Consider the following 17,570-nt stretch of genomic DNA (forward strand, 5'->3'; position numbering starts at 1 on the left):
GGCTCACGTGTTTACAATATGGGACAACAATCCTGACATATGGGAGGCGCGATGGGCGTGGCCGAGGCCTTCGACGCGGCGGCGGGCAGCTACGACGAGGCCCGCCGGCGCCTCGTGCCCTGCTTCGACGCCTTCTACGGCACGGCCGTCGAGGTGGCCGCGCCGCCGCTGCGGGCCGCGCTCGCCGCCGGGCGTACCCCGGAGGTGCTCGACCTGGGCGCGGGCACCGGGCTGCTGTCGCTGCTGCTCGCGGCGGCGGTGCCGGGAGTCCGGCTGACCCTGGTCGACGCCGCGCCGGCCATGCTCGCCGTCGCCGCCGAGCACCTGGGGTCCCGCGGCGTCGCGCACCGGACGGTCCGGGCCGACCTGGCGGGGGAGTTGCCCGCCGGCCGCTACGACGCGGTGGTCAGCGCGCTGGCCATCCACCACCTCGACGACGCGGGCAAGCGCGCGCTCTACCGGCGGGTGCCATCGGCGCTGGTGCCCGGCGGCGTCTTCGTCAACGCCGAGCAGGTCGCCGGCCCCACCCCCGCGCTCGACCGGCGCTACCACGAGGTGTGGCTGGGGCAGGTCGCCGCGCTGGGCTCCGACGCCGACGAGATCGCCGCCGCCGAGGGCCGGATGGCGTACGACCGGCCGGCGCCGGTCGCCGCGCAGTGCCGCTGGCTGGCCGAGGCCGGCCTGGTCGACGTCGACTGCTTCTTCAAGCAGTGGCGGTTTGCCGTGTTCGGCGGCCGTCGCGAATAGTCGGGGCCGACGGGATGACTGCTGGTCATACCGCTGGGTAGTCTCCACGGCATGACTGCCAAGGTGACCCTGTCGTTCTCGGACGAGACGATCGAGGAGGCCCGGCGGTTCGCCAAGCGCGAGGGGCTCTCCCTGTCGGCGTGGATGGACCAGGCGGCCCGGGAGAAGGCGCTGCGCGAGGTCTTCACCGCGCACGCCGCCGCCGTCGGCCGGGCCGGGCTCGACCTCGAAGCCGCCGCCCTCGCCGACGCCCGCGAGGTGGGCATGGTCGACGACGCGCTCTTCGGCGGGCGCCCGCGTGCTGCGTAGGGGCGAGGTCTGGCGCATCGACGGCGCCCGGGAACGGCTCGGACTGGTGATCAGCTCCGACGTCTACAACTCCACCGACGTGCCGATCGTGATCGTGGTCGAGGTGGTCGAGGAGGCGCTGCTGCGCGACTCGCCCCTGGCGGTGCCGATGGGCGCGTACGTGGTGATGCCCGACCGGATCTCCTCGCCGATGAAGAAGTGGTTCACCGAGTGCGTGGACGTCGCCGACACCGGGACCATGCTCAGGGTCGGCCGGGCGCTGCGCATCCTCCAGGAACTCTGACATCTCACCGGCGGCATCCGCCCCCGGTGCGGTCTCCGTTTCCCGCCCGACCCGCGACGGGCACCCCGGGGTAATCCCGGATTCCTAGCGTTCCTCCAGGTCGCACCCGACGAGGAGGAGTCGCCGTGAGCACACTGGCCCCCACCACACCCCCGGCCGAGGCCGTTCCGCCGGCCGTCGGCCGCCGGCACCGCATCGACGACTGGCGGCCCGAGGACCCCGACTTCTGGCGTACGACCGGGGCGCCGGTCGCCCGCCGCAACCTCTGGGTCTCGATCTTCGCCGAGCACGTGGGCTTCTCCGTGTGGAGCCTCTGGTCGGTGACGGTGCTCTTCCTCGGCCCCGAGTACGGCATCGACCCGGCGGGGAAGTTCCTGCTCACCGCCGTGCCGGCGGCCCTGGGGGCGACGCTGCGGCTGCCCTACACGCTGGCCGTGGCGCGCTTCGGCGGGCGGACCTGGACGATCGTCAGCGCGCTGCTGCTGCTCGTCCCGGCCGTGCCGATGACGGTGCTGCTGGAGCCCGGGGTCTCCTACTCCACCCTGATGGTGCTGGCCTGCCTGACCGGCGTCGGCGGGGGCAACTTCGCCTCCTCGATGGCGAACATCAACCTGTTCTATCCGTCTCGGCTCAAGGGCCGGGCGCTCGGGCTCAACGCCGGCGGCGGCAACCTCGGCGTGCCGGCGGTGCAGCTGGTCGGCCTGGCGGTGCTGGCGACGGCGGGGGCCGCGTACCCCCGGCTGGTGCCGGCGGTCTACCTGCCGCTGATCGTGCTGGCCGCGCTCGCCGCGGCGCGCGGGTTGGACGACATCTCCGGGGCGCGCAACGAACCCGGCGCGCTGCGCGAGGCGGCCCGCGACCCGCACACCTGGATCATGTCGCTGCTCTACGTCGGCACCTTCGGCTCGTTCATCGGCTTCTGCTTCGCCTTCGGTCAGGTGCTCCAGCTCCAGTTCGCCGAGCGCTTCCCGACCCCGGTCGACGCCGCCTGGCTCACCTTCCTCGGCCCGCTGGTCGGCTCGCTGATCCGGCCGGTCGGCGGGCACCTCGCCGACCGCCTCGGCGGGGCCCGGGTGACCTTCTGGAACTTCGTCGCGATGGCGGCCGGCGCCTCGTTGGTGCTCCACGCCGCCCGGGAGCGGTCGTTCGGGCTCTACCTGCTCGGCTTCCTGTCGCTCTTCGTCTTCTCGGGCATCGGCAACGGCTCGACGTACAAGATGATCCCGGCGATCTTCCGGGCCCGGGCGACGGCGGAGGTGGACGCCGGTCGGCGGGAGGCGGTCGCGGCACAGCGCCGGGTCGGGCGGATGACCGGCTCGGTGATCGGCATCGCCGGGGCGGTCGGGGCCTCCGGCGGGGTGCTGGTGAACATCGCCTTCCGGCAGTCGTTCCTGACCGGGGGCAGCGCGGACGCGGCGTACGTCGCCTTCATCGTCGCGTACGCGCTCTGTTTCGGGGTGACCTGGCTGGTCTATCTGCGGCCGGGCCCGCGCCGGCTGACCGGCGTGTGACCGCCGCCATGTATCCTCGGGGGGCCAGGCGGGGGCGGTACCCCGTTTTGACCTGCCGACGGGGCGGCGGGTATCGTTGCCTGCTGTTGTACGACATCCAGAGGCGTGCCGCCTGAGGTACGCTTGGTCGTTCGTGCGCGCCCGGTAACCTCGGCGCGCGACCCCAGACCGACGACGAGACAAGGTATACCTGTGCGTACGTACAGCCCGAAGCCGGGTGAGATCGAGCGTCAGTGGCACGTCATCGACGCCTCTGATGTCGTGCTGGGCCGCCTGGCCACCCACGCCGCCACGCTGCTGCGCGGCAAGCACAAGCCGACTTTCGCGCCGCACGTCGACACGGGCGACTTCGTCGTCGTCGTGAACGCGGGCAAGGTCGCGCTGACCGGCAACAAGCGCCACACCAAGGTCGCCTACCGCCACTCCGGCTACCCGGGTGGTCTTAAGCAGGTCGGCTACGACGAGCTGCTGACCAAGCGTCCCGAGCGGGCCATCGAGCTGGCCGTCAAGGGCATGCTCCCGCACAACAAGCTCGGCCGTCAGCTCATCAAGAAGCTGAAGGTCTACGCCGGTGCCGAGCACCCGCACGGCGCGCAGCAGCCGGTGCCGTTCGAGATCAAGCAGATCGCGCAGTGAGCGCGGGCGAAGGAAACAGCATGACCGACATCACCGAGACCGAGGTTGCCCCCGAGGAGGCCACCGAGGCGCCGGCGCCCGTCGCCCGCGCGCCGCGTGGTGACCGCCCGATCCAGACCGTGGGTCGGCGCAAGGAGGCCATCGTCCGGGTGCGCATCGTCCCCGGCAGCGGCAAGATCACGTGCAACGGCCGTGACCTCGAGGCCTACTTCCCGAGCAAGGTGCACCAGCAGCTGATCAAGGACCCGCTGGTCACCGCCGAGAAGCCGGAGGCCTTCGACGTCATCGCCAACCTGCGTGGCGGCGGCACCACCGGTCAGGCCGGCGCGCTGCGCCTGGCCATCGCCCGGGCCCTGATCGTCAGCGAGCCGGACGACCGTCCGGCGCTGAAGAAGGCCGGCTTCCTCACCCGGGACGCCCGGGTCAAGGAAAGCAAGAAGTACGGCCTCAAGAAGGCCCGTAAGGCTCCTCAGTACTCGAAGCGCTGATCATCAGCGGCGCGTTGTACTTCTGACGGACGGCCGGGTTCACCTCTCCTCGACGGGAGGTGGCCCGGCCGTTCGCCTTTCCTGGACCGTTTCATCGGAGGTTGGCGGGTATGGGCCGGTTGTTCGGCACGGACGGCGTACGCGGGCGGGCGAACGCGGATCTCACGCCTGAGTTGGCGCTGGCGGTGGCGGTCGCCGCCGCCCACACGCTCGCCGAGTCGGACCGGAGCCATCCCCCGCTGGCCGTGGTCGGGCGGGACACCCGGGCCAGCGGCGAGATGCTGGAGGCCGCCGTGGTCGCCGGGCTCACCAGCGCCGGCGCCAACGTGGTCCGGGTTGGCGTGCTGCCCACCCCGGCCGTGGCGTTCCTCACCGCCGAGGCCAAGGCCGACCTCGGCGTGATGCTCTCCGCCTCCCACAACCCGATGCCCGACAACGGGATCAAGCTCTTCGCCGCCGGCGGGCACAAGCTGCCGGACGACATCGAGATGCGGATCGAGGCGGCCGTCGAGGCGAACGCCACCACCGCCTGGGAGCGGCCGATCGGCGCCGGCGTCGGCCGGGTGCACGACCTGCTCGACGGCGCGGACCACTACGTGCAGCACCTGATCGGCACCCTGCCGCACCGCCTCGACGGCCTCAAGGTCGTGGTCGACTGCGCCAACGGCGCGGCGGCCGAGGTGGCACCGGTGGTGTACCGGGAGGCCGGGGCCGAGGTCGTTGCCATCTACGCCGAGCCGGACGGCCTCAACATCAACGACGAGTGCGGCTCCAACCACCTCGACGCCCTGCGGGCCGCGGTGGTCGAGCACGGCGCGCACCTCGGCGTCGCGCACGACGGCGACGCCGACCGCTGCGTCGCGGTGACCGCCGACGGCGACGAGGTCGACGGCGACCAGGTGATGGCGATCCTCGCGCTCGCCATGCGGGAGGCCGGCACGCTCACCGACGACACCCTGGTCGCCACGGTGATGAGCAACCTCGGCCTGCGGCTGGCCATGTCCGCGCAGGGCATCCGCCTGCTGGAGACCAAGGTCGGCGACCGGTACGTGCTGGAGGAGCTGCGCGCGTCCGGCCTCGCGCTGGGCGGCGAGCAGAGCGGGCACATCGTGATGCCCGCGTACGCCACCACGGGCGACGGCGTGCTGACCGGGCTGCACCTGATGTCCCGGCTGGCCGCCACCGGCAAGTCCCTCGCGGAGCTGGCCGCCGTGGTGACCAGGCTGCCGCAGGTGCTGATCAACGTCCCCGTCGGCGACCGTACGGTCGGCGCGGCCGCACCCGCCGTCCGGGCCGAGGTCGAGCGGGCCGAGGCGGAGCTGGGCGAGACCGGCCGGGTGCTGCTGCGCCCGTCCGGCACCGAGCCGCTGGTCCGGGTCATGGTCGAGGCGGCCACCGAGCAGGTCGCCCGAAGCGTCGCCGAGCGCATCGCCGAGCAGGTCCGCACCGCCAGCCCGACCGCCTGACCTTTCGCACCGGCCCGGGCCCGCCATCGGCGGCCCGGGCCGTCGCCTTTCCCGGACCGGTCCGGCGGCCGGGTGCCGTGCGGCCCCCGCGTCGGCGGTGCCGGCACCGGGCACGGCACCGCCGACGTCCGGGACCGGCCACGATGCCCGTCCCGGCCGGACGGTCTACAGGCGCAGGCCCGCGGCGCGCCGGAGGGTGGCCGCCGGGTCCTCGCCGTCGGTGAGGTCCATGTCCTCGACGACCCGCCCGTCGCCGAGGCGGATGAGCCGGTCGCACCGGGCGGCCACCGCCCGCTCGTGGGTGGCGAGCAGGACCGTCATGCCGTGCCGGTCGCGCAGGTCCAGCAGCAGGTCGAGGATCTGCCCGCCGGTTGCCGAGTCGAGGTTGCCGGTCGGCTCGTCGGCGAGCAGCAGCCCGGGGGAGCCCATCAGCGCCCGGGCGATCGCGACCCGCTGCTGCTGGCCGCCGGAGAGCTGGGCCGGCAGGGCCCGCTCCCGCCCGGCCAGGCCGACCGCGTCGAGCAGCTCCCGGGCCCGGGCGGCGTGGTCGGCCCGCCCCCGGCGGGGCAGCACCGGCACGACCACGTTGTCCAGCACGGTGAGCGCGGGCAGCAGGTGGTAGCGCTGGAAGACGAAGCCGACCCGCTGCCGGTACCGCGTCAGGGCGGAGCGGCCGAGCGCGGTGATCTCCTGCCCGTCCACCGTGATCGTGCCGGCGTCCACCTGCTCGATCGCGCCGATCATGTGCAGCAGCGTCGACTTCCCGGAGCCGCTGGGCCCGGTCAGCGCCACCACCGCCCCCGCCGGGATCTCCAGGGACACGTCGTCGACCGCCGTCACCTGCTGCGGGCCGGCCCCGAAGCGCCGGACCAGCCCGGCGACCCGGACCGTGCTGCCCGTCGTCGTCTCCATCGTCACTCCTCCGCGAGCAGTCGGGCGGTCGGCAGCCGACGCAGCAGCGCGGCCGGGACCAGGGCGGCCACCGAGGTGACCAGGACACCGGCCGCCGCCACCAGCGCGGCGACCGCGACCAACGTGCCGGGCAGGGCGCCGACCAGCCAGGCCGCCCCGGCCAACCCGAGGCCGGCGCCGGTGACCGCGCCGAGCAGACCCAGGGCCAGCCCCTCGTAGGCGATGAGCCGGCCCAGTGCGGCGTCGCTCCAGCCGACCGCGCGCAGGGTGGCCAGTTCGGCGGCCCGGTCCCGGATGTTCAGGTAGAGCACGTCGGCGACCGCGGCGGCACCGAGCAGCACCGTCGCGACGGCGGCCATGGTGTCCGCGCCCCGCACGCTCAGCGACACCGTGTCACCGAGCAGGCTGCCGACGATGGCGCCGCGGAACGCGTATCCGGCGGCGGCGACCAGGGTCAGCGCGGCGACCCCGATGGCCAGCGCGCCGGCCCCGAGCAGGGTGCGGCCGGGCGTGCGGGCCAGGTTGGCCAGGGCCAGGCCGACCAGGGTGCGCGGCCGGCGTACCCACCGGGCCGTCGCCACCGCCGGGCGCAGCGCGGCGGCCGGGTGGGCGCGCGCCGCCCGCAGGGCCGGCGTCAGGCCCGCGACCAGCGCCAGCAGCAGCGCCACCGGTACGGCCAGCAGCGCCCGCCGCCATCCCACGTCCATGCCGAGCGCGGCCCCGAGCGGAACGGCCAGTGCCAGCGCGAGCAGGCCGGCGGCCAGCCCGAGGGTGGCCACCTCGCCGAGGATCAGCGCGCCGATCCGCCGGGCGGGCCAGCCCAGGCAGGCGAGCACCGCCAGCTCGGACCGGCGGTCCCGGACGGCGGCGGCGACCGCGTTGCCGAGGAAGAGCGCGCAGACCACCAGCACCAGTACGAACAGCGCGACGCTCTTGCGGTCCACCGCCTTCGTGATCACCGAGGCGACCCCGAGCGCCGACCACTCCTCGGTCAGCCGCAGCGCCGGCCGGCCGAACGACCCGGCGGGCAGCTCCACGGCCTGCGGGGCGGGGGACGAGCCGAGGGTGATGTCGACGTCGAGCCCGGTGACCTGGGCGATCCGCTCGGCGACCAGCCGGACCTGCTCGGCGGCGCGGTCGCTGTACCCACCCACGTCGGCGACCCGGACCCGGATCGCGCTGATCGGGGCGGCAAGCTGCGGACTGCCGCCGCCCGCCAGCAGCTTCGGCACGCTGGCGAGGCTGGTCAGCAGCAGCGGCGGGGCGGCGAGGTAGCCGGCGGGATTGCCGCTCGGCTCCAGCGGCTGCCCGCCCAGCGCGTCCCGGCTGGCGGCGTCGGCGCCAGCGGCCCGCGGCGGCTCGTACGTCTCCAGCGGGACCCTGCCCAGGTCGCTGAACCCGGTCAGCTTCTGTGGGTCGAAGACCCCCACCGCCCGCCAGTCGCGCCAGAGGGGCTTCTTGGGGGTCGACTTCCTCAGCGGCAGCTCGCGCAGCGGGCGGGCACCGACGTCCTCCGTCAGCCAGGGGCGCGGGTACGGGTTGAAGTCCTGGTGCCCACCGTAGAGTTCGGGTGCGGCCGGCGGGAGCGGACGGACCCGCAGGGTGCCGTCGGGGAGCCGGTCGTACTCCGCGGGCCCGGCCTGCACGATGTCCTGGAGCTGGCCGAAGCAGCAGCCGGTCGGGGAGAGGCCCCCGCTCAACCGGGAACGCCAACCGGAGACGACGTCGGCGCTGGCGTCCCCGGCGGGGATCGCCGGCCCCCGCCGCAGCTCCCGCTCCAGATCGGCCAACGGCACGCCGCCCGGGCGTGCGGCGGGCAGCCGCGTGGCGTCGACGCGCAGTTCCTCGTCGAGGAAGGGACGGCTGGTCGTGAGGACCGGGACGGTGAAGTTGCCTCCCTCGCGTCCCTCGACGACCGAGTCGTCGGGACGGAGCGCCCGCCCCTCGACCACCGTCCCGGCCAGGCCGACGAGTCGGTCCTCGGCGGCCGGGTCCACCGCGGCCAGCAGGAAGGGCACGGTCAGGTCGTACTTGATCTGGAGCCGGTCCGAGGTGGTCACGTAACCTGGCCCGTGACCCTCCCCGTCCGCGAGGACGTTGACGTGGGCCTCGAACCGGCCGTCGGGCAGCAGCCGCACCGCCATCACCGTCCAGTCCTCCCGCTCCGAGTAGGCGCCCAGACTGCCCATGTAGTGCCGCCGGTCGCAGATCGAGTGGGTGCGGCCGTCGGGCAGGACCTCGCGCGGGGAGGGACCACACTGGTCGTCCCAGGGGTAGCTCCGGCCGTCGGTGTAGGGGGTGGCGTCGCTGCTGGAGGGCCTGTCAGGACGGGCGTGGATGATCGGGTGCGTGGTGATGTACACGTACCGGGCGTGGCCCGGGGCGGTGGAGAGGCCGCGCTCGGCGACGAAGCGCGGGTCGATCCGGATGACCTGCCGGTCGAGCGAGCGGTCGACGGTGTCGGTCAGGTCGATCGCGGTGGGGACGGGGGCGGTCGAGTAGCCGAGCATGGCGATGGGTGCGGCGACGTCCACCCCGGTGACCGCCTTCACCTGGTCGTACTGCGCAGTGGTGATGCCGCCGAAGAGGCCGGAGAGGTAGTTGGGCTGGACCAGCCGGCGTTCGGCCTCCAGCGGGGTACGCGTGCCCTTCGGGCGGACCAGGATGTCGTAGGCGGCGTCGGTGTTCCGCTCGACGGAGCCCGTGACGTCGAGGCGGGAGGTGGTGGTGGCGCCGGTCAGCACGACGAAACCGGTGGTCGCCACCAGTACGCCGACCAGCAGCGCCACCGACCGTCCCGCACGGCCGCGAAGCTGTCTCCAGATGATGTCGAACATGTCGCGCCTCCCCGTGTGCTGAGCACACTGTGCGCGATACATTGTGACAATGCAAGGCCCGATGGCGGTCATCCCTCCGGGTCGGATCGGAGTAGACGGTGGCGATACAGCACGCGGTCCTGGCCCTGCTCGCCGGCGGCCCCAGCTACGGCTACGAGCTGAAGGGCGCCTTCGAGGAGGCGGTCGGCCCGCAGTGGGGGCCGCTCAACATCGGGCACCTCTACCAGATCCTCGACCGGCTCTCCCGCGACGGCCTGGTGGTGGCCGAGCGGCAGCCCCAGCCGGTCAAGCCCGACCGGGTGGTCTACGAGATCACCCCGGAGGGTCGGGCCGAGCTGGCGCGCTGGCTCGGCGAGCCCAGCCCGCGCAGCGGCGGGTTCCGGGACGACTTCTTCCTCAAGGTGACCGCCGCGGCCCGCTCCGGCGAGCCCGCCACCGTACGCACGGTGCTCGGCAACCAGCGCGGTCACCTGATGCGGGAGCTGCGCAACCTCGACGGGCTGCGCCGCCGGGCCGACGACCCCGTGGTCGGCCTGCTGCTCTCGGCGGCGAGTCGACACGTCGAGGCCGACCTGGCCTTCGTCGACGACGCCGAGCAGGTGCTGCTCGCCGACGACGGCGCGGCGCTCGCCCGGCTCCGGGCGCCCCGCTCCGAGGCGGCGTCGCCGGAGCGGGAGACCGGCCCGACCCGGGCGGCCGGCTGACGCTCAGGTACGCGTCGACCTGACCTGACCCGACCGATCTGGCCCGGCGCGGACGGCGTCGAGCGCGGCCGGCCGCCGGGAAGGTCAGGTCGCGGACAGCCGGCGAAGCCGGGTGACGGCCTCGGTCAGCACCTCGGGGCGCTTGCAGAAGGCGAAGCGGATCAGGTGCCGACCGGCCTCGGCGTCGTCGTAGAAGACCTGCGTCGGCACGGCGACCACCCCGCACCGCTCGGGCAGGGACCGGCAGAACTCCACCCCGTCCCGCCCGCCCAGCGCGCTGACGTCGGCGGTGACGAAGTACGTGCCCTCCGGCGGGAGCACCTCGAACCCGGCGTCGGTGAGCCCGCCGACGAGCTGGTCGCGGCGGGCCTGCATGCCGTCGCGGAAGCCGGCGAAGTAGTCGTCCGGCAGGGCCAGCGCCACCGCGACCGCCGGCTGGAGCGGCGCGGCGTTGACGAAGGTGAGGAACTGCTTCACCCGCAGCACCGCCGAGACCAGCGCCGCCGGCCCGCTCACCCAGCCGACCTTCCAGCCCGTGCAGGAGAACGTCTTGCCGGCCGACGAGATGCGCAGCGTCCGCTCCCGCATGCCGGGCAGCGTGGCCAGCGGGACGTGCGGGGTGGACGCGTCGGCGAAGACCAGGTGCTCGTACACCTCGTCGGTCACCGCGTACGCGCCGTGCTCCCGGCACAGCTCGGCGACCAGGGCCAGCTCGTCGGGGGTGAAGACCTTGCCGGTCGGGTTGTGCGGCGAGTTCAGCAGCACCAGCCGGGTACGCGGGCCGAACGCGGCGCGCAGGGCGGCCGGGTCGAAGGCGTACCGGCCGTCGGCGGCGGGACGCAGCGTGACCGGGCGCCGGACCGCGCCGGCCAGGGCGATGGAGGCGGCGTACGAGTCGTAGTAGGGCTCGAAGCAGACGACCTCGTCGCCCGGCTCGCAGAGCCCGAGGACCGCCGCCGCGATCGCCTCGGTGGCGCCCGCCGTCACCACGATCTCGCCGTCCGCGTCGTACTCCAGCCCCCAGAACCGGCGCTGGTGCGCCGCCACCGCCGCGCGCAACGCCGGGACGCCCGGGCCCGGTGGGTACTGGTTCTGCCCGGTGCGCAGCGCCTCCGCGGCGGCGGCCAGCATCTCCGGCGGCCCGTCGGTGTCGGGGAAGCCCTGACCGAGGTTGACCGCGCCGGTGCGCACGGCGAGGGCGGACATCTCGGCGAAGACGGTCGTCCCGAACGGGCGCATCCGGGCCACCAGCGGATCCACGTCGGCGGTCGTCACGCCCGCCAGCCTACGGACTCCCGGCGCGGCTTCAACCCCTGCCGAGGGCGGCCCCGGCCGCCCGTAACCGTCGCCGGCAGCACCGTCGCCCGGCGGAGCTATGTCACGGAGAGTGCCGCTTCCCCTCCGATCGCTCAAGTTGGGTGATCGTTTACCCGGCTTTCGCGCACGCGCGATGAGTGGAACTGGGTTAGGCTGCGGGACATGTGTGGAATCGTTGGTTACGCCGGCGCGCGCCCGGCGCTCGGCATCGTGCTCGACGGACTGCGGCGGCTGGAATACCGCGGCTACGACTCGGCCGGCGTCGCCATCGTCTGCGACGGCGCGCTGCTGACCGAGAAGAAGGCCGGCAAGCTGGCCAACCTGGAGAAGGTGCTCTCCGAGCGGGCCGCCGAGGATCCCACGTCCTGCGCGGCCAGCCCGATCGGCATCGGGGACGGCACCACCGGCATCGGGCACACCCGCTGGGCCACCCACGGCGGTCCGACCGACCGCAACGCCCACCCGCACCTGGCCCCCGACGGCCGCGTCGCCGTGATCCACAACGGCATCATCGAGAACTTCGCCAAGCTGCGCACCGAGCTGGAGGCCGACGGCGTCCAGTTCAGCAGCGACACCGACACCGAGTGCGCCGCGCACCTGCTCTCCGCCGCGCTGGCCGACCTGCGCGCCGCCAGCCACCCCGACGGGCCGCAGCTGCTCGCCGCCGGCATGCGGGTGGTCTGCCAGCGGCTGGAGGGCGCCTTCACGCTGCTCGCCGTCGACGCCGCGGTGCCCGGCGCGGTGGTCGGCGCCCGGCGCAACTCGCCGCTCGTCGTCGGGCGGGGCGACGGGGAGAACTACCTGGCCAGCGACGTGGCCGCGTTCATCGAGCACACCCGGGAGGCGGTGGAGCTGGGCCAGGACCAGATCGTCCTGATCACCGGCGACACCATCGAGATCACCGACTTCGCCGGCCAGCCCGCCAGCGGCAAGGACTTCCACATCGACTGGGACTCCTCCGCCGCCGAGAAGGGCGGCTACGACTGGTTCATGCTCAAGGAGATCGAGGAGCAGCCGCAGGCCATCGCCGACACGCTGCTCGGCCGGCTCACCGACTCCGGCGAGATCATGCTCGACGAGGTCCGCCTCAGCGACCAGGACCTGCGCGACGTCGACAAGATCTTCATCGTCGCCTGCGGCACCGCGTACCACTCCGGTCTGGTCGCCAAGTACGCCATCGAGCACTGGACCCGGATCCCGTGCGAGGTGGAACTGGCCAGCGAGTTCCGCTACCGCGACCCGGTCCTCGACCGGTCCACGCTGATCGTGGTGATCTCGCAGTCCGGCGAGACGATGGACACCCTGATGGCACTGCGGCACGCCAAGGAGCAGAAGGCCCGCGTCCTGGCCATCTGCAACACCAACGGCTCCACCATCCCCCGCGAGTCCGACGCGGTCCTCTACACCCACGGCGGGCCGGAGATCGCCGTCGCGTCCACCAAGGCGTTCCTCACCCAGCTCGTCGCGTGCTACCTGATCGGCCTGCACCTGGCCCAGGTGCGCGGCATCAAGTTCGCCGACGAGGTGGCCGCCGTGGTCGCCCAGCTCCAGGAGATGCCGGGCAAGCTGCGCGAGCTGCTGGAGCGGATCGAGCCCGTCCGCGAGCTGGCCCGCGACCTGAAGTCCGAGCCGACCGTGCTCTTCATCGGCCGGCACGTGGGCTACCCGGTGGCCCTGGAGGGCGCGCTCAAGCTCAAGGAGCTGGCGTACATGCACGCCGAGGGCTTCGCCGCCGGCGAGCTGAAGCACGGCCCGATCGCGCTGATCGACAAGGGCACCCCGGTGATCTGCATCGTGCCGTCCCCGGTCGGCCGGGGCATGCTGCACGACAAGGTGGTCTCCAACATCCAGGAGGTACGGGCGCGCGGCGCCCGGACCATCGTGATCGCGGAGGAGGGCGACGAGGCGGTCGTCCGCTACGCCGACCACCTGATCTACGTGCCGCGTACGCCGACGCTGCTCGCGCCGCTGGTCACCACCGTGCCGTTGCAGGTCCTGGCGGCCGAGATCGCCGCCGCCCGGGGGCACGACGTGGACCAGCCCCGCAACCTGGCGAAGTCGGTCACGGTCGAGTAGGTGGCGCCGCCCCGCGACGGGCCCCGTCCACCCGCGTCGGTGGGCGGGGCCCGCCGCGTTGCGCGGGTCAGCGGCCGAGCACCACCCGGGCCATCCCGTCGAGGGCCGGGTTGTCGGGCGCCCAGTAGCCCGTGTGGCCGTGCCGGCCGCTGGGGAACGTACGCCCGCCGAAGCCCGGGTGCGACGGGTCCTGCCCGAACCACAGCTCCCGCTCCGGCGCGCCGAGCAGTGCCCCGATCGCCGGGCCGACCGGCGACGCGCCCAGCAGGGACCGGCGGGCCAGCTCGTCCGGCGGCCGGGCCCACCGGATCACGTCGTCCGGCGCGGTGCTCGCCCAGACCTGCCCGGGCGGCACGCCCAGCTCGCCCGCGTGCGCGACCCCCACCCCGGGCGAGCCGACGAAGACCAGCGCGTCGGCGGCCAGCCCGTGATCGCGGGCAGCCGTGCCGACCACCAGCGAGCCGTAGCTGTGCCCGAGCACGGTCTGTCGGCCCGGCGGCCCGTCGTGGGTCTCCCGCAGCCCCTCCTGGAACCGGTGCAGCGCCGGGCCGGCGTTCTGGGCCTGGCCCGGCCACGCCGCCTCGTGCAGGAAGTCGGGGGCGTCGTAGTCCAGCCAGAGCACCGCAGCGGCCTCCTCCTCGGGGGCGAGGGCGGCGCAGCGGGCCAACACCCGGGCCGCCCGACCCAACTCGCCGGGCACGTCGTGCAGGCCGGCGGTCATCCCCGGCACGTAGGTCAGCACCCGGGCCGACCGGTCGGGGTTGCCCAGCGCCACCACCGCCCGTCCCTCGCCGCCCGTGCCCAGCCCCAGCAGGTACGCCCGGGGCTGCTCGTCGCCCGCCAGGCGGGCGGCCAGCGCGTCCAGCCCGGCCAGGGACTTCCCGATCCGCGACAGCCCGGCCAGCTCGACCGGCCCGCGCGGCACCCGTTCCAGCAGCCGTCGCCGCGCGGCCAGCAGTTCCTCCCGCCGCGCCCCGAGCAGCAGCCGGTTGGCCTGGTCGCGGGCGGCCACCGGCACCCCGTCGAGGCGGCCGAGGAGCCCCGGCTCGTACGCGACGAGCCACCGGCGCTGCGCGGGGGTGAGCCCGGCCCACCAGGCCCGCACCGCGCCCGGGTCGGCGCCGGCCTTCGGGCGGCCGGGCGGCGGCCGCTCGGCCCAGCCCGCGCGGGCGGCGCCGGCCAGCGCGTCCAGCCGGCCCGCGGCCTCCCGGTCGGCGGCGCCGGCCAGCTCCAGCGCCGCCCGGATCGCCGCACCCACCTCGCCCGCCCCGGCCCCGGCCGCGCCGGCTCCGGATGCGCCCGTCCCGGCCGTGCCCGTCCCGGAGCGGGCGGTCGCCGGGGCACGGGCGGGGCCGGCGGTGACCCGGCCCTGCCGGTCGACCAGCAGTCCGGCCGCGTCGGCGCGGGCCACCGCGGCGGCGAGCCGGGCCTTGGCGGCGGCCAGCCGGCCGGCGAACTCGGCCAGCACCTGGTCGGCCTCGATCAGGGCGGGGGAGACGGCGGTCAGCTCGGTGCGCAGGGCCGCGAGCCGGGCGTCGGCGGCGACGCCGGCCCCGCCCGACCAGCCGGACCGCAGCACCGCCGCGCCGGCGGCCAGCTCGTCGGCCCGCCGCGCCACCGGGCCGGTCAGCCCCCGCCAGGCCACCCCGGCCGCCCGCCACGCGTCGGGATCGGCCGCCCACAGCTGCCGGTAGCCGACGTCCCCCGCGCGGTCGGCGGGGTGCGCCGGGCGCGTCGGAGGCGTAGGGCGTGCCGGGGGCTGTGGGCGTGCCGGGGGCGTCGGCGGGACCGGGCGCACCGCGTGCCCGGCCGGGGCCGACCGACCCGGCGCCGGGGGTGCCGGCGCGTTCACCGGGACAGCGCGGTGAGGCGGCCGGCCGCCCGGTCGTCCACCGCCTCGTACGCCTCGGCGGCGGAACGGACCGCCCCGGCCGTGTGGGCCACCCGGGCGCCGAGCCCGCCGAACCAGGCGTGCACGGCCGACTCCAGCCCGGTCGACGCCGCCCCGGTCGACCACTCCGGGGCCGGCACCACCAGCCCGGAGGCCCCGGCCAGCCCGTGCGCCAGCCGGTACGCGTCGTCGTCGAGCCCGCGCGCGGCCCGGCGCAGCGCGTCCGGTCGTACGGTCAACGGCTCCTCGGTCATCCTCGGCCCCCCGCCTCGCGAAAACATCGCCGGCCGCGACGCTAGGCGTCGTCCACACCCCCGCGCGTGGCCTGTGGACGACGGCCCGCCCGGCGTACGGCCGCGTCGTCCACAGGCGTTGTCACGCGCGGTGCCGAGGGCTAATGTGCGCCCGCCCGCGCCGGTAGGGTGAGCGGGTGATCGTCGCTGTCGGCATCGACGTCGTCCTCGTCGAGCGGTTCGCCAAGGCCCTGGCACGGACACCGCTGCTCGCCGACCGGCTCTTCACGGAGGCCGAGCGGTGCACCCGCTCCGGCAACCCGCGCTCGCCCGAGTCGCTGGCCGCCCGCTTCGCGGCCAAGGAGGCGGTCGCCAAGGCGCTCGGCGCCCCGGCCGGCCTGAGCTGGCACGACTGCGAGGTCGTGCCGGACCCGGACGGCCGGCCCTGGCTGACCGTCTCCGGCACCGTGGCGGCGGCGGCCACCGAGCGCGGGGTCAACCGCTGGCATCTCTCGTTGTCGCACGACGGCGGGATCGCCTCGGCGATGGTGGTCGCGGAGCGGTGATCGGGGGCGTGCCGGGTCGCGGCGCGCCGGGAGTCGGACGGGACGGGGTGGCATGAGATCGGTGTGGCGGGTCGCGGACGTACGCGCTGCGGAGGCGGGCCTGATGGCCACGCTGCCGCCCGGGACGCTCATGAAGCGCGCGGCGGCCGGGCTGGCCCGCCGCTGCGCGCTGCTGCTGGCCGACCGGGGCGGCGTCTACGCCGCGCGGGTGCTGCTGCTGGTCGGCTCGGGCGACAACGGCGGCGACACGCTCCTCGCCGGCGCGCACCTGGCCCGGCGGGGCGCCGCCGTGTCGGCGCTGCTGCTGGCCCCCGGCCGGGCGCACGCGGAGGGGCTGGCCGCGCTGCGGGCCGCGGGCGGGCGAATCGTCGACCGGCCGCCGGGGACCGTCGACCTGGTGCTGGACGGCATCGTGGGGATCGGCGGGCGCGGCGGGCTGCGGGACACCGCCGACCAGCTCGCCGCCAGCCTCGTGCGGCACCGCGGGCGCGACGGCGCACCGGCCGTCGTGGTCGCCGTGGACGTGCCCAGCGGGGTCGCGGTCGACACCGGGGGAGTGCCGTTGACCGAGTCGGGCCGCCCCAGCGCGGTACGGGCCGACGTGACGGTGACGTTCGGCGGGTTGAAGCCCGCCCTGGTGGTGGGCCCGGCCGCCGCGCTCGCCGGTGAGGTGGAGCTGGTCGACATCGGGCTGGAGCCGTGGCTGCGGGGCAGCCCGGCGTTGGGCGTGACCGAGTGGTCGGACGTCGTCGACTGGTGGCCCCGGCTCGGCCCGGCCTCGGAGAAGTACAGCCGGGGCGTGGTGGGCGTCGCGACCGGCTCGGCGACCTACCCCGGCGCGGCCGTGCTCTCCGTCGCGGGGGCGCTGGCCGGCCCGACCGGCCTGGTCCGCTACGCCGGCTCGGCCCGGGCCGACGTGCTGCGCCGGCATCCGTCGGTGATCGCGACCGGCCGGGTCGCCGACGCCGGGCGGGTGCAGGCGTGGGTCTGCGGTTCCGGCCTGGGCACCGGCGAGGAGGCCGCCGGGGAACTGCGGGCGGTGCTCGCCGCCCCGGTGCCGGTGGTGCTCGACGCCGACGCGCTGACGCTGCTGGTCGACGGCTCGCTCGCCGGCCGGCTGCGCACGCGCGACGCCCCGATCGTGGTCACCCCGCACGACCGCGAGTTCACCCGGCTCTGCGGGGAGGAACCGGGCGCCGACCGGGTGGCCGCCACCCTGCGGCTGGCCGCCTGGATGAACGCGGTGGTGCTGCTCAAGGGCGACCGCACGGTGATCGGCACGCCGGACGGCCGGGCGTACGTCAACCCGACCGGCACCCCGGCGCTGGCCACCGGCGGCACCGGCGACGTGCTGGCCGGGCTGCTCGGCTCGCTGCTCGCGGCCGGGCTGCCCCCGGAGCGGGCGGCGGCCGCCGCCGCGTACCTGCACGGGCTGGCCGGCCGGGAGGCGGCCCGGGGCGGGCCGGTGACGGCGCCCGACGTGGCCGACGCCCTCCGCCCGGTCCTCGCCCGCCTCGGCTGACTGTGAGGCTGGCCGGGTCGGTCCGTACGTGATGGGCTGATGGCTGGCGGCAGTGGATGTGACCCTTGCTCT

General features: G+C 75.2%; 16 protein-coding genes. 11 read left to right on the plus strand and 5 right to left on the minus strand.

Annotation, left to right across the window (positions count from 1 at the left end; translation table 11 throughout):
- Positions 1-51: 51 nt before the first annotated feature.
- The 7 genes from ACPXCB_RS21375 (at position 52) to glmM (ending at position 5,440) form a co-directional block, all read left to right on the plus strand.
- Entirely contained in the window at positions 52-747 is a 696-nt protein-coding gene (locus ACPXCB_RS21375) for a class I SAM-dependent methyltransferase (RefSeq protein WP_425877341.1), read from the plus strand.
- Positions 748-798: 51 nt separating this feature from the next.
- On the plus strand, positions 799-1,056 hold the full coding sequence (locus ACPXCB_RS21380; protein WP_132230932.1) for a DUF6364 family protein: 258 nt from the start codon (positions 799-801) through the stop codon (positions 1,054-1,056).
- Complete coding sequence (locus ACPXCB_RS21385) at positions 1,046-1,339, plus strand: hypothetical protein (protein WP_151454581.1); 294 nt, start codon at positions 1,046-1,048, stop codon at positions 1,337-1,339. Before ACPXCB_RS21380 ends, ACPXCB_RS21385 begins: the two co-directional genes overlap by 11 nt.
- Positions 1,340-1,464: 125 nt before the next feature.
- Positions 1,465-2,850, plus strand: coding sequence for an MFS transporter (locus ACPXCB_RS21390; protein ID WP_425877342.1), 1,386 nt, complete (start codon positions 1,465-1,467; stop codon positions 2,848-2,850).
- 192 nt (positions 2,851-3,042) lie between these two features.
- Positions 3,043-3,486, plus strand: a complete 444-nt coding sequence (gene rplM / locus ACPXCB_RS21395; RefSeq protein ID WP_425877343.1) for a 50S ribosomal protein L13 — start codon at positions 3,043-3,045, stop codon at positions 3,484-3,486.
- A 20-nt stretch (positions 3,487-3,506) separates the two neighbouring features.
- Complete coding sequence (gene rpsI, locus ACPXCB_RS21400; RefSeq protein WP_121399850.1) at positions 3,507-3,974, plus strand: 30S ribosomal protein S9; 468 nt, start codon at positions 3,507-3,509, stop codon at positions 3,972-3,974.
- A 110-nt stretch (positions 3,975-4,084) separates the two neighbouring features.
- Complete coding sequence (gene glmM, locus ACPXCB_RS21405; RefSeq protein ID WP_425877344.1) at positions 4,085-5,440, plus strand: phosphoglucosamine mutase; 1,356 nt, start codon at positions 4,085-4,087, stop codon at positions 5,438-5,440.
- 165 nt (positions 5,441-5,605) lie between these two features.
- Here the strand turns inward: glmM and ACPXCB_RS21410 are convergent, their stop codons facing one another.
- Together ACPXCB_RS21410 and ACPXCB_RS21415 are read right to left on the minus strand one after the other, a co-directional pair.
- Positions 5,606-6,352 carry an ABC transporter ATP-binding protein gene (locus tag ACPXCB_RS21410; RefSeq protein WP_425877345.1) on the minus strand — a complete coding sequence of 249 codons (747 nt, stop codon included), beginning with the start codon at positions 6,350-6,352 and terminating at the stop codon, positions 5,606-5,608.
- Between the two features lie 2 nt (positions 6,353-6,354).
- The gene (locus ACPXCB_RS21415) at positions 6,355-9,189 is read right to left on the minus strand and encodes an FtsX-like permease family protein (protein ID WP_425877346.1); all 2,835 of its coding nucleotides are present in this window, start codon (positions 9,187-9,189) and stop codon (positions 6,355-6,357) included.
- A 98-nt stretch (positions 9,190-9,287) separates the two neighbouring features.
- Here ACPXCB_RS21415 and ACPXCB_RS21420 point away from each other — a divergent pair, with 98 nt between their 5' ends.
- Positions 9,288-9,893 (plus strand): helix-turn-helix transcriptional regulator, encoded by a 606-nt coding sequence (locus ACPXCB_RS21420; RefSeq protein WP_425877347.1) that lies wholly within the window; start codon positions 9,288-9,290, stop codon positions 9,891-9,893.
- Between the two features lie 84 nt (positions 9,894-9,977).
- Here ACPXCB_RS21420 and ACPXCB_RS21425 read toward each other — a convergent pair whose 3' ends face one another.
- Complete coding sequence (locus ACPXCB_RS21425) at positions 9,978-11,168, minus strand: pyridoxal phosphate-dependent aminotransferase (protein ID WP_425877348.1); 1,191 nt, start codon at positions 11,166-11,168, stop codon at positions 9,978-9,980.
- Positions 11,169-11,372: 204 nt separating this feature from the next.
- On the opposite strand from ACPXCB_RS21425, the gene glmS reads away from it, so the two are divergent.
- Positions 11,373-13,286, plus strand: a complete 1,914-nt coding sequence (gene glmS / locus ACPXCB_RS21430) for a glutamine--fructose-6-phosphate transaminase (isomerizing) (RefSeq protein ID WP_425877349.1) — start codon at positions 11,373-11,375, stop codon at positions 13,284-13,286.
- 67 nt (positions 13,287-13,353) lie between these two features.
- Here the strand turns inward: glmS and ACPXCB_RS21435 are convergent, their stop codons facing one another.
- Positions 13,354-14,931 carry an alpha/beta hydrolase gene (locus ACPXCB_RS21435; RefSeq protein ID WP_425877350.1) on the minus strand — a complete coding sequence of 526 codons (1,578 nt, stop codon included), beginning with the start codon at positions 14,929-14,931 and terminating at the stop codon, positions 13,354-13,356.
- A 203-nt stretch (positions 14,932-15,134) separates the two neighbouring features.
- Entirely contained in the window at positions 15,135-15,431 is a 297-nt protein-coding gene (locus ACPXCB_RS21440; RefSeq protein ID WP_425877351.1) for a hypothetical protein, read from the minus strand.
- A gap of 176 nt (positions 15,432-15,607) precedes the next feature.
- Between ACPXCB_RS21440 and ACPXCB_RS21445 the strand changes: the two genes are divergently transcribed.
- Positions 15,608-15,976: a holo-ACP synthase gene (locus ACPXCB_RS21445; RefSeq protein WP_132230942.1), complete on the plus strand. Its 369-nt coding sequence runs from the start codon at positions 15,608-15,610 to the stop codon at positions 15,974-15,976.
- A gap of 52 nt (positions 15,977-16,028) precedes the next feature.
- Positions 16,029-17,498: an NAD(P)H-hydrate dehydratase gene (locus tag ACPXCB_RS21450; RefSeq protein WP_425877352.1), complete on the plus strand. Its 1,470-nt coding sequence runs from the start codon at positions 16,029-16,031 to the stop codon at positions 17,496-17,498.
- Positions 17,499-17,570 lie beyond the last annotated feature (72 nt).

Source organism: Micromonospora sp. DT62 (assembly GCF_049847285.1).
In the GTDB taxonomy this organism is placed as follows: Bacteria; Actinomycetota; Actinomycetes; order Mycobacteriales; family Micromonosporaceae; genus Micromonospora; species Micromonospora reichwaldensis.